This is a genomic window from Brevundimonas sp. GCM10030266, from assembly GCF_042666595.1.
Classification (GTDB): domain Bacteria; phylum Pseudomonadota; class Alphaproteobacteria; order Caulobacterales; family Caulobacteraceae; genus Brevundimonas.
This window is the reverse complement of record NZ_JBHTCY010000007.1, coordinates 60,567-72,221: the sequence shown is the minus strand read 5'-3', so window position 1 is coordinate 72,221 and position 11,655 is coordinate 60,567. Positions and strand designations below refer to the sequence as shown.

Below are 11,655 nucleotides of genomic sequence, written 5' to 3'. Positions count from 1 at the left end.
CCTGATCTGGCCTCCAGACCAGCGATGGTTATACGGCGAAGTCTGCTTCCCACCCCTCTCAGACATTCCTGACGTCCGCTTCGGAACCCAGTCCCACCGCGCTGGTTCGACGACCGGATCGTTTCCAAACGTCTCCCATCGATGGAAGCCCCGGCTCGCTCACCCCCGATAGCCGGGGCTTCTTTGCATATCGAGCAACCCCGCCTTGAGTACGGCAGACGTCGAAGTCCACACTGAACCCCTCGATGCTGACGGCCGATCCGGCGTCGTCCTGATCGAGCTCCCCGACGGCGGCCAGGTTGCGCTTTCCGTCCTCGCCGGCAGAGGCGCGCCGCTACGGTCGGCGACCTGCTCGATGACATCGAACCGGCCCTTTCGGAACCAGCGCACGCGGAACCACGCCTCCTCGCCCTCGAAGTCGGGGAACTGGTCGGGCCGGCGGAAGGCAAGCGCCGGGGCGACCTCGCCGTGCCAGGTGACGACGCAGAACAGGGTGTAGGCTCCGTCCTCCGGCCGCGCCCTTGAGCGCCGGTAATGCAGGATGCGTTCGGTCGGCATGTCAGTGCGCCGTCGTCCGCGGCAGGCGGGCCAGCTGGATCCGGGCCGCCATCTGTTCGACGGCGCCGGGCGACGCATCCTCGATCTGCCGCAGAAGGTATGTCAGCCCCGCGCGACCTTCGGCGCTAGCCGCGTCCAGATCGGCGATGCACTCGGCCAGGAGCGTGGCCAGTCGCTGGTCGTCGGTCATGTCGTTCACCCGTTCAGCGCCATCCGACCCGGGGGCGGACTCGTGACTCCGGACAGACCGCCGCGCAAGCTTTATGTTCTTGTTATGTTCTCTTGCTGTAGAAAGTCGATGATGCGCTAGTTGTTCAATGATCCACGCCCTCCCGCCTGATCCCCCAGCAATCATCGGCGAAGCCATCGCCGTAGACGGGGACACCATCGAGATCGGCGGCCAGCGGATCCGGCTCTGGGGCATTGATGCGCCAGAAGGTCGGCAGTCCTGCATACGCGACGGCGAGCATTGGGACTGCGGCCAGGTCGCGACCTTCCACGTCGTCCAGATGATCATGGACCGAGAGGTGAAGTGCGAGCCGGTTGGGCGCCCTGACCGCTACCGCCGGATCGTCGCCCGCTGCTCGGTGAAGTGGGAGTTGGACGGCGGAGAGGCCGGTTGGGAATGGGCCGACCTCAACCGACAGATCGTCCGCAACGGCTGGGCGCTGAATTACGACCGCTACTCTGGCGGGGAGTACCGCGAGGATGAGGCTCTGGCGCGTTTAGCGAAAGCCGGGCTGTGGGCCGGCGAGTTTCAAATGCCTTGGGAATGGAGGTCGAGATGATTGACTGGCAAGAACCGCCGTCGGGATATGAGCGCTTCGTGGAAGCGAACGGCCCCGACGCGGCGGTCCCCATCATCTTCGGCGATGCCCCTTACATCATCTCCCCGCATTCAGCCGAGCGGTTCGGTAGGGTCGAGATGGAGTGTATGGCGCACGATGACCATTCGCTCACGGACTGTCGCCCGCTCGCTGAGATGCCCCAAGGCCGAGGGCTTGGCGAGTACGCCGTAGGGGAGGCCCATAGGATCGGCCGCACCCCGCCCTGGCTGGACGGTGGCCGGCGCTACAAGGTCATGGTCTTCTTCAAAGACCCGAACCAAGGCGACTGATGCAGAGGGCCTTGGGAGTGGAGGGCGCGGTGACCGATCTACACGAAGGCCGCGGGCCAAAGATGCCGAAGTCGGCCAAGGTGTTCGTCGCCCTGGCCGTCTTGTTAATATGCGGAAGCTTCTTCGTTCAGGGGCTGCAGGGACCAAAGTGGGTCGAGCATGGGTTGACGGTCGGGGCGCTGGCGGCGTTGGGGGTCAGCTGGTGGTTGGGGAAACGGCAGGCTTAGGCCCTTGGAGTGGAAGGCGCCGGGCGCGGTCAAGCTGCTCGATGATCTGCTGGCCATTTCGAATGCCGTCGGGAAACGCATTCGGATTGCCCTGAACCGGCGGTGCAGGCGGGGCCGACGTGTGACACGTCGTGATGGAGCTGATCGTGCTGCATGTGGTGGTTTGCTGGATGGCCAGCGCCATGGCGATCGTCAGGATCATTCCAGCCTCTAACCGGAACGGGCGGCAACCAGCCCAGCTCGCCACAGCCTATAGTTGGACAAGTGCGGTGCGCATGGCAATCTGATCCTTGTCCGGTGTCAGGATTGGAAATGGCCCCAAGCATCGTCGTTCACACACAACCTAGCCCGCCTCTTCATATCCAGCCCGTAGTGCTTCAAGTGCCCACGCCCGACGACGGCGCGGATTGGATCGAGCTTGCGATCGCAATTTCGACGCTGATCGGAGCGGTCGCCTGGCCATTTGCGATCTGCCTTCTTGTCTGGTGGTTCCGCGTACCTCTGCGGGCCAAACTCAACGAGGCGACGACCGTCGAAGCCTTCGGCGTAAAGCTGCTGCTCGCTGACGCATTGGCGAAAGCGCGTGAAATCCGCGGCGAATTCGATGGCTCAGATCTGCCAGATAGTTGGGAAGCGGAGGGCACACTTCACCCGAAAGCGCCTCGGGTCGCTCCTGACGCCCCGACTCCGACGACCAGTGCCAAGGCGTCATCTTTTGAAAGGATCGCGGCAGCCGATCCGCGGTCCGCCATCCAATACATGTGGAGCAACATTGAGGAGCGCTTGCTGGACCTCGCCCGAGCCTACGAGCTGCCTGTTCCCCAAGGCAATCTGAAGGCGGTCCTGAACTTCCTGAAAGCCAGCGATGCAATGCCCATCTATCTCGCATCTATCGTCGAGGATCTGCGCAGCGTGCGGAACTCGGCTGTTCACTCGCACAGTGCAGTGGAGTTCAGCCTTGCCGAGGCGTTACGTTTCCGGGACGCCGGCTTGATCCTCCTTGCCGAACTGGACGACCTGATCGAGGCAGCCGAAGCTAGTCGCCACGAAAACAAAGACGGCGTCTGACCCTCTCGAAGCCGGGCGGTGATTGCTGCGAAAGCGGTGGTGCCGCAAATGAGCGAGACAACGAATGAAACTCAACTGGGACCTATGCCGAGACATAATGTTAGCGTGTGAGGACGCCGACACTGGCACGGACGAATACATCAATCTCGAACTGCCTGGACGAGACCCAAGAGTGGTGAGCTACCACGTTCGAGCGTTGAAGCAGGCCGGCTATCTGGTGGTCGATACGCTGCCTGATGATGAGGATCTCGACTTCACATGGCATGTACCTCAATCGGTCACTTATGGAGGTCACCGTTTCATCGCCGCGACGCGCGATAATGCTGTTTGGAAGCGCGCCCTGAAAACGGTTGGCGATAAACTCGTGAGCGCGACATTAGAGACGGTGATCGCTGTCGCGGTGAGCGAGGGCAAGCGTGCGATCGGATTGCCGCCGATCGCCGATGGACGTCTGCAGGTCACCTGCGTTAACCGGCTTTATATCAGGCGGATTGCCTACGATCTGGGCTTCGGCCCTGCCGAAGTCTGAGTGCGACACCGGCTGCGCGCGGACAGCACCACTCCGCTTTGTGACAGCACGCATATTCGGCGACTTGCTTGAAAGCGGACCACGCCAACCGCCGCTATGAGTCAAACTGCGTCCTTCGGTCGATGTCGCCAGCGCGCCGATACCGTTGAAAAAGTCCGGTGTCTGATAGGTCAGCACGACGGCGCGGTCAGGCCGTGACGGGGTTTGCGCGCTCAGAGGCCCACAGGCGGGCGCTCTACACAGTCTAGCTGGAACGCTATTTCCAGCAGCGCTGGTGTGACCCGGCCCAGAACACCGATCACCCGCGACCGGTCTGAAGATGTCGTTCCATGGACCGGAGCTACTATGCGCGGACCTATCTCGACAAGAATAACGGCAAGTTCGCTTCCGCGAGCAGTGAGCGGGTTACGCCACCGAACAGCAGTTCGCTCGTGCGAGGATGGCTGTAGGCGCCGATGACCAGGAGATCGGCGTTCAGGGTGGCGCATTGCCCGGAGATCACGTCCGGGACCGGCGCCCCTTGCGACTCGATCCGCATCAACTCGGCGGTCACCTCATGTCGCTCGAGATGGCGAACGATTTCGTCGCCGAGATCATCGCCCGGCCGCTGGAGGTTCCGCTCGCCGTCGACGACCAGAACGATGACCCGGTCCGCCGAGGTCAGGAAGGGCAAGGCGTCGTTGACGGCGCGGCGCGCCGCGCGGCTGCCGTTCCAGGCGACGACCACCGTCCGGCCGATCGGCGCGTCGCTCCAGTCCCGCGGGATCATCAGCACCGGGATTCCGCTGACCAGCAGCAGGTGCTCGGCGGTCCATCGCTCCGGCAGGTCATTGGGCTTGGGATGGCCGGCGACGATCAGGTCGCAATGCAACGACCGCAGGGGGGCGTCTTCATCCGCTGCCTCCCGCCAGACCACGCGAAACTCTGAACTGACGGCGAAGGCGTCCGCCAGGTCGGCGAAAATCCGCCCGGCCGCAACCACCAGGCTTGCCTCGGCATGCCGATGGCGCTCGATCACATGGGTGACCGCTGCGCCTCGCGCGTAGCTCTCGGTAGGATGGCCGCGTTCCCTCAAGGCGCCGTAGACGCCTACCAGGTGAGCCTTGTGCTGCTGGGCCAGACCGGCGGCATGACGTCCCACCTTTTGGCCCTGTTCGGTCGCGTCGAGGAAGACGGCGATGTCCTTCCAGGCGGTGATCATAGCGGTACCTTATGGCTCGGGGAGCAGACCGCCTTGGCCGACGATCAACCACTGCGGCGAACTGCTGAACTTCGAAAAAGAGCCGACTGGACCCGTGGCCATCGCAGTGACCTGCGACTCCCGGCGGGGACATAGGGCTCATGATCCAGGCGAATGCACCAAGCGGAACTGGGAACGGCGCCGACCGGCCGCCAGCGTGAACCGGGTCACACTGTATTTCAGGTCGGCTCCTTGGCTGCTCATCGCGGCGCTGCGTCGGTCAGCAGAACCGCGGTCACATCGAGGCTACCGTCCGCGCTGCCGCTCGCGGCTATTTCCGGTGCTACGCTCCCTCCGATGCGCAAATCGGCATCGGGTCCAATCGCGCGCCTCGTTCCAGCCATCCAGCGATCCGCTCTCGCGCCGCGGTCACCGCCGGTTGCTGGGCGGACGGTTGCACGATCAGGGCCCGCACCACGGTTTCAACCACGTTCCGCTCAGCTTCGATTTTTGACCAGACCGACCGCCGGCGCGGCGGAACCTTGGTCAGCGTCAAGGCCCAAGGGGACGAGAAGGACCGTCTGGAGGCGATCCTCAATGGCCGGAGAGGCTTCGACGCGGCGACCCGTGGGGAAGCTTACCGGCAATCCGGTTGGTCCGCATTCGATCCCGATGCTCAGCCCTACAGCTCGGAACAGATCGCGCAGGAACGGGCGCGGTACAGGTAGACACCGGCCGGCTTTCGCACCACGAGCACGGATGGTCCGGCGCTCCGCGCCGGACCATTTTCATGTCTTGCTCTCGTGCTGGCCACTCAACGCTCAGCCGCCTCCGGGAATGTGGGAACGAGCCCCGACGCAATCGGTTAAGGCTGGCGCCGGGCGTTCCACGGGTCCGATGTAGGCCGACGCCCGGACCATGGGGGGATGCGATGAGACGTCTATTCCGGGACAATGGCCTCACTCTCGTTCTCCTGCTGCTGTTCGCTGCGAGCGTCGTCGGCCAGGCCGCGACCGGTTTCGCAGTGGAAAACGCCGAACGCCTGACCCATGGACGATCGGCGATGAATCTCGCCAGCTATCTCGGCAGCGGGGCCTTCCTCTCCTCCCTGTTCGAAAACTGGGAGAGCGAGTTCCTGCAGATGTGGGCTTTTGTCATGCTCACGGCCTATCTGGTTCAGCGCGGCTCGCCGGAATCCAGGAAACCGGATGAGCCGGCGCCGCAGGATCGGGATCCCGCACTCGACGCCCGCAAGGCGGAGGCGCCTCTGCCGGTGCGGCTCGGCGGTCTCGCCCGAACTCTGTATTCCCATTCCCTTGGCATCGCCCTGTTCCTGCTCTTCGCCTTCTCTTTCACGATGCACCTGTTCAACAGCGCCCGCCTCCATGCGGATGAGGCCCGGCTGCATGGAGAGACCCCCGCCGGCGTCCTGGGTCACGTCGGCGACGCGGATTTCTGGTTCGAAAGCTTCCAGAACTGGCAGAGCGAGTTCCTGTCCACTGCGGTGCTCATCGTCCTGGCCATCTATCTTCGCGAGCGCGGCTCGCCGGAGTCCAAGCCCGTTGGAGCGCCCCATGGCCGAACGGGTTCTGACTGACCCCCCACGCCGCTGCCTAGGTCAATGACAGGGTCAAAGAGCCCTTCCGACTTTAATCCGTACCGGGGGTGAGTGGACGCAGCGAGCGTCGGCGCTGCGCAGAAGGGACATCGGTAGATCGCCGACAACATGACGTCTGTCGGCGCAGCAACCACTGACGGTCACTTGTACTCGTCAGCCCCTGCGAGGGCGGTGGTCGGCGCCAGCATGGAGCTCACAGAAGCGTCGAGCCACGGCCTTCCGGTCATGGGGCGCCTCGAGGATATCCAGGCATCGGCGCCAGGCTGACGCCTAGTCCTGTGGGAAACGGGTCGGGGCCACCTCGGCGGGGATGGCCTCGACGGCGATGCTTGAACCCAGCGTTACCTCGAGCGGCTACCCCGCCGCCACACTTGTCGAGGCTTCGCCTTCCAGGGGATCTTCGGCGCCCCTCGACAGCGCCTGGGCCACCGCCTGCAACAACCTGGCTGGCGTGATCGGCTTGGCGAGGTGACCATCGGCACCCGCCGCGACGCTCTGGGCGACGTGCTCGGGCAAGGTGTTCGCCGTCAGCATGAGGAGGGGAGTCTCCCGGGCGATATAGCCCGCGTCCCCCGCACGCAGCCGGCGGGTGGCCTCCATCCCGTCCATCTCCGGCATCATCATGTCCATCAGGACGAGGTCGAAGGCCTCCTTCGACAGGGCGGCGAGCGCCTCGCGCCCGTCCTCCGCGAAAACCGTGTCGATCCCGGCAGTATCGAGGATGAGGCCAACCACTTGGCGGTTGGTTGCATTGTCGTCAGCGACAAGCACTCGCGCGCCCGCCAGTCCCGCCACGGCGCCATCGCATGGCGACGGTCGCTCTTCCTCGGGAGCGGCGGTCGGCAGATCGATGTTGATCCAGAAGGTCGAGCCCTCGCCCGGCGTGGAGCGACATTCCAGCACGCCGCCCATCGCTTCGACCAGGTCGCGGCAGATGGCCAGACCCAGCCCGGTCCCGCCGAAGCGGCGGGTGATGGTCGGGTCTGCCTGCTGGAACCGGTCGAAGATGACCTTGCGCACCTCCGGTCCAAAACCGATGCCCGTGTCCTGGACTTCGAAACTGAAGGTCGCGCCCGAGCGGTTGACCCTCAGCACCACCTCCCCGTCTTCGGTGAACTTGATGGAGTTCGAAAGAAGGTTGCCGAGGACCTGCTTCATGCGAGGGGCGTCGATAAGCACAGTGTCCTGCGCGGCGGGGTCCAGATCAAGTCGCAAGGCCACGGCCTTCTCGTCGGCCTTGAGCCGGCATAAGTCCACGACGCCTTCAACCAGAGAGCCGAGGTCCGTGGGCGATGGACTGAGTTTCAGCTCGCCAGCCTCGATCCGCGCCAGGTCGAGAATGTCGGCGATCAGCCGACCCAGCTGATCCGCCGCGCCGGAAACGATGTCGACCAGCCTGGCTTGATCGGGATTGAGCGGCGAAGACGCAAGAAGTCCGGCGCAGGCCGTCACTCCGTTCAGCGGCGTACGCAGCTCATGGCTCATGTTGGCGAGGAAGGCGGTCTTGGCCTGGCTGGCGTCCTCGGCTCTGGCCACGGCGTCGGCCAGTTCCCGGGCCTGCGCCCGACGCTCCGAGATGTCTCGTATGTTGGCGTGGACTCGCGGCTTTCCGTCGTCATGGGACACGGACATCCAGAGCTCGATGTCGAGATCGGTCCCGTCCCTCCGTTTCGCCGGAAGCTCAAGGCGGCGACCCAGACGCGCCGCGCCGCTTTCCCGCCAGCGCCGCATCCCCATCCAATGGGCTTGGCGATATTCCTCGGGAATGATCATCGCGATATCCGCCCCGACAGCTTCCTCCGGGGTGAAGCCGAAAAGTCGCTCCGCCCCCTCGGACCAGGTCACCACCAGTCCCTCGGCGTCGCAGTCCACCAAGGCGTCCGCCGAAGCGGCCAAGGCCTGGCGCACCACCCCGGTGCGATGCCGCTCGGCCAGCTCAGCCGCACAGGCCTGGCCTACCAGCCGAAGCCGGGCGACCAACGCTTCATCAAAGGGCCTGGGATCCGGGTCCAGCACGCAGAGAGTGCCGACCATGCAGCCGTTCACGCACAGCGGCACGCCGGCGTAGAAGCGAACCCGCGGTTCGCCGACGACGTAGCGGATGTTGTTAAAGCGCAGGTCTGCTCGCGCGTCAGAAACCCAGAGGACTTCCCTGGGATTGAAGAGCGCCTGGCTGCAGAACGAGTCCCATCGATCGATCAGGGGCTCGTCGAAGCCGACGGAGCCGGCCACGAAGATGCGATCGCTCTCGATCAGGCAGACGAGGCCCGTCGGCGCACCGGCGATGTCGGCCGCCAAGGCCGCGAGGGCCTGCAGGCTCTGGTCCGGCGGTGCGTCCGCAAGTCCGAGGGACTGCAGCATGGCCAAGCGACGACGTTCTTCAGTCAGGTCAGGCATCTGGATCATCCGGCCCCTCCAAAGCCAGCATAATCCAGGTTGAGTTAAGCGCTGATTGATCCTGTGGTTGATTTATTTGAAAGTTCCGGATGTTACGTGGTCGAGCGGTACATTATGGCCCGTGTCGATCCTCGTCGGCGGCTCGTGCGGCTAATCTCTGGAAGCTGGAGTAACTCCTTGCCCAACCGGAACCGGGATCCAGACCGCCAGCCGCAAACGCTGGTTGGATAATGCAGGAACCCTACCGCCAGCCGGAGTCCCGGGCGCGCGCCTCGGCGGCGGCGTCCAACGTCTCGCCCGTGAGGCCTTCGTCGACGGCTGCCAGGATGACAAAGGGGATATCCGCCCCGGCCGTCCTGATCTCGGCAGACGCATCGGCCAGCGGCGCGACCGCCCGGATCCCCCACCGGCCTTCCTCCCGACACGCGAGCCCGGCCACTCCTGCCTTACCGGCCCGGAAGGTGCGGCACCAGGTTCCGTTGCTGTCGCGATAAGTCAGGGCTACGGCGCGACCGTTCGCATCCGGCCCTTCGGACGCCAGTCGCTGATCCAGAACCCGCACCAAACCGGCGTCCGCGATTTCACCACCCGGAGCCAGCACGAAGGCCGGCGCTGGCGCCTTCAGCAGCGGCCCCATGACGACGCCCCCGACAAAGGCCGCCACGGCCAGCCCGCCCCAGAGCGCCGCCCGCCTCGGCGCGAACGCCTCGGCCAAAGCCCGGCTGAACCCCGCCCACGGCAAGACCCGCACGTGATCCGCCCCGGCGATCAGCCGCATTAGGGCCTCGTCTCGCGGATCCGGCCGCACCGTAAAGGCCTCACGCGCCACGGTCCGCAGGGATCGCATCGCCTGCAGCCGCCCGGCCAGTTCCGCATCCGTCAGAGCCTCGGCATCGATCCGCCCGCCCTCTTCCAGCGTCAGCTCGCCGTCGATGCGCCGCATCAGGGTCTCGTCGTCATAGCGGGTCATCCCGTCACTCCTTGGGCGGACAGGGTTTCAACCAGGAACTGGCGCCCCCGGCACCAGCCGGCTGGTCAGTGTCCCGGCCGGCACGCCCAGCACTCCAGCCGCCTCGGCGTAGGACAGGCCCTCGATCAGGACCAGCGCCACCGCATGCTTCTGATCTTCCGGCAGACTATGGATCGCATCCCGCACCGCCATGGCTTCCGCCCTCAGGCCCTCGTCCGCCTGACCGGCATCCGCCACGTGCGGAGTCTCCTCGTCCTCGGGCGATACCACCCGGCTCCACCTCTGGCTGGAGCGGCCCTCGTCTATGGCGATGCGTCTCATGATGGTGAAGGTCCAGCTGTCGAGCCGGGTCCCGGCCCTGAATTTCGACCGAGCCGCCAGCGCGCGCTCGACCGTCTGCTGGACAAGATCTTGCGCGTCCGCATCACGGGGCCGCAGCACCCGAGCAAACCGGCGAAGGCGTGGAAGAAGCTCAACCAGCCCCGTTTGAAAGTCGTCCAAGCGCAATCCTCGTCCATACGGGATGAAACGACCGGACCCGAACGTTTCATCCATGGCATACACAGGACGAATGCCGTCTGACGCAAGAGCGGAGCAGGGAGAATACGGTGTCGATGAAAACGGCCCTGGCGGGATGGACGGCGGCGCTGCTTCTCGCGGCGGCCACCCCCGTCTGCGCCCAGATCGGCCTGCCGCAGACGCCCGGCCTGCCCGCCCTGCCGTCCGGCGTCACCGACCGGCTGCCGGCCGTCGGACGCGCCGACGCCCTGGGCCGGGAGACGTTGGATCGGGCCCTGCAGGCCCCATCGCGCCTGACCGGGCTGGTCCGGCGCTCGGGCGGCGCGCTGGAGGCGGATCCCAACGGCTGGCCCGTCGCCGCCGCGGAGATCGTCGCCGTCGACCTGTCCGAGGCCGCCCGCGCCGAGGCCCTGCGCGCCGGCTTCACCGTCGTGCGCGAGGACCGGCTGGAGGCGCTGGATCTGGCCGCCGTCGTCCTCGCCCCGCCGCGCCGCCTGTCGCTCGCGCGGGCCGTGGAGCGGCTGAAGGCGCTGGATCCCGCTGCTGAGGTCACCTTCAACCACATCCATTCCCCCGCCGGGATCGAGACCGCCGCCCCGGGCTCGGCCGGCCCCGCGCCGCCGGGTCCCCAGGGATTGGGTGCCCGCCTGGGCCTGATCGACACCGGCGTCGAGGCCACCCATCCCGCCCTGACCGGGTCCGCCATCATCCAGCGCGGCTTCGCCGGCCCGCCCCGTCTCGGCGCCCACGGCACCGCCGTCGCCTCCCTGATGGTCGGCCGCAGCGGCGCCTTCTCCGGGGCCGATCCCGGCGGTAGCCTGCTGGTGGCGGACATCTATGGCGGCCAGTCGACGGGCGGGTCCTCCACAGGGCTCGCCTCGGCGCTGGCGTGGATGGTCGAACAGCGGGTCCGCGTCGTGAACATCAGCCTCGTCGGCCCCCGCAACCCCCTCGTCGAGCGCGCCGTCGCCCGCGCGCAATCGCGCGGCGTCGTGATCGTGGCCGCCGCCGGGAACGACGGCCCTGCCGCCTCCGCCCTCTATCCCGCCGCCTATGACGGCGTCGTCGGCGTCAGCGCCGTGAACAGCCGAAACCAGATCCTTCCCGAGTCCGGCCGCGGCCCCCAGGTCGACTTCGCCGCCCCCGGCGCCGACATGGCCGCCGCCGGTCAGGCCGGAAGCTGGACCAGCGTCCGGGGCTCGTCCTTCGCCGCCCCCCTCGTCGCCGGCCTGCTGGCCCGTCGCGGCGGCGGCCCGGCCTCGGTCGAGGCGCTGGCCCGGTCCGCCACCGACAGGGGCGCCCGGGGCCGCGACCCGGTCTATGGTCAGGGCCTCGTCGGCGCCGACCTCCGCGTCGCCCCCGCCGCGGTCGGCGCGCGCGGCCGCCTGTCCCGCTGAAGTTTTTTAGAGCGCCGGGATGAAACCCGGCCGACCGGTCGTTGGACCCTGTGAGGGCGCAAGCCCACCAATCTG

At 66.3% G+C, this 11,655-nt stretch carries 13 protein-coding genes; 6 read left to right on the top strand and 7 right to left on the bottom strand.

Annotated features, from left to right (window positions below; all coding sequences use genetic code 11):
* Window positions 1-159: 159 nt before the first annotated feature.
* Together ACFQQC_RS18625 and ACFQQC_RS18620 are read right to left on the bottom strand one after the other, a co-directional pair.
* Complete coding sequence (locus ACFQQC_RS18625; protein WP_376864043.1) at window positions 160-558, bottom strand: hypothetical protein; 399 nt, start codon at window positions 556-558, stop codon at window positions 160-162.
* Window position 559: 1 nt separating this feature from the next.
* Entirely contained in the window at window positions 560-748 is a 189-nt protein-coding gene (locus ACFQQC_RS18620; protein WP_376864042.1) for a hypothetical protein, read from the bottom strand.
* Window positions 749-875: 127 nt separating this feature from the next.
* On the opposite strand from ACFQQC_RS18620, the gene ACFQQC_RS18615 reads away from it, so the two are divergent.
* Both ACFQQC_RS18615 and ACFQQC_RS18610 read left to right on the top strand, forming a co-directional pair.
* Window positions 876-1,346, top strand: coding sequence for a thermonuclease family protein (locus ACFQQC_RS18615; RefSeq protein WP_376864041.1), 471 nt, complete (start codon window positions 876-878; stop codon window positions 1,344-1,346).
* Complete coding sequence (locus tag ACFQQC_RS18610) at window positions 1,343-1,675, top strand: hypothetical protein (RefSeq protein ID WP_376864040.1); 333 nt, start codon at window positions 1,343-1,345, stop codon at window positions 1,673-1,675. The genes ACFQQC_RS18615 and ACFQQC_RS18610 overlap by 4 nt, the downstream gene beginning before the upstream one ends.
* A gap of 195 nt (window positions 1,676-1,870) precedes the next feature.
* On the opposite strand, the gene ACFQQC_RS18605 is transcribed toward ACFQQC_RS18610, so the two are convergent.
* Window positions 1,871-2,104, bottom strand: a complete 234-nt coding sequence (locus ACFQQC_RS18605; RefSeq protein WP_376864039.1) for a hypothetical protein — start codon at window positions 2,102-2,104, stop codon at window positions 1,871-1,873.
* A 179-nt stretch (window positions 2,105-2,283) separates the two neighbouring features.
* On the opposite strand from ACFQQC_RS18605, the gene ACFQQC_RS18600 reads away from it, so the two are divergent.
* Entirely contained in the window at window positions 2,284-2,970 is a 687-nt protein-coding gene (locus ACFQQC_RS18600) for a hypothetical protein (RefSeq protein ID WP_376864038.1), read from the top strand.
* A gap of 64 nt (window positions 2,971-3,034) precedes the next feature.
* A complete protein-coding gene (locus ACFQQC_RS18595) occupies window positions 3,035-3,499 on the top strand; it encodes a DUF2513 domain-containing protein (protein WP_376864037.1) in 465 nt (154 codons plus the stop codon).
* A 355-nt stretch (window positions 3,500-3,854) separates the two neighbouring features.
* Here the strand turns inward: ACFQQC_RS18595 and ACFQQC_RS18590 are convergent, their stop codons facing one another.
* On the bottom strand, window positions 3,855-4,700 hold the full coding sequence (locus ACFQQC_RS18590; RefSeq protein ID WP_376864036.1) for a universal stress protein: 846 nt from the start codon (window positions 4,698-4,700) through the stop codon (window positions 3,855-3,857).
* A 910-nt stretch (window positions 4,701-5,610) separates the two neighbouring features.
* Between ACFQQC_RS18590 and ACFQQC_RS18585 the strand changes: the two genes are divergently transcribed.
* The gene (locus tag ACFQQC_RS18585) at window positions 5,611-6,276 is read left to right on the top strand and encodes a DUF6766 family protein (protein WP_376864034.1); all 666 of its coding nucleotides are present in this window, start codon (window positions 5,611-5,613) and stop codon (window positions 6,274-6,276) included.
* A gap of 375 nt (window positions 6,277-6,651) precedes the next feature.
* Here the strand turns inward: ACFQQC_RS18585 and ACFQQC_RS18580 are convergent, their stop codons facing one another.
* From ACFQQC_RS18580 to ACFQQC_RS18570, 3 genes are all read right to left on the bottom strand, one after another.
* The gene (locus ACFQQC_RS18580) at window positions 6,652-8,658 is read right to left on the bottom strand and encodes an ATP-binding protein (protein WP_376864044.1); all 2,007 of its coding nucleotides are present in this window, start codon (window positions 8,656-8,658) and stop codon (window positions 6,652-6,654) included.
* Between the two features lie 277 nt (window positions 8,659-8,935).
* On the bottom strand, window positions 8,936-9,664 hold the full coding sequence (locus tag ACFQQC_RS18575) for a hypothetical protein (RefSeq protein ID WP_376864033.1): 729 nt from the start codon (window positions 9,662-9,664) through the stop codon (window positions 8,936-8,938).
* Window positions 9,665-9,691: 27 nt separating this feature from the next.
* Window positions 9,692-10,105 (bottom strand): RNA polymerase sigma factor, encoded by a 414-nt coding sequence (locus tag ACFQQC_RS18570; protein ID WP_376864032.1) that lies wholly within the window; start codon window positions 10,103-10,105, stop codon window positions 9,692-9,694.
* Window positions 10,106-10,278: 173 nt separating this feature from the next.
* On the opposite strand from ACFQQC_RS18570, the gene ACFQQC_RS18565 reads away from it, so the two are divergent.
* Window positions 10,279-11,580, top strand: coding sequence for a S8 family serine peptidase (locus ACFQQC_RS18565; RefSeq protein WP_376864031.1), 1,302 nt, complete (start codon window positions 10,279-10,281; stop codon window positions 11,578-11,580).
* The last annotated feature ends 75 nt before the right edge of the window (window positions 11,581-11,655 follow it).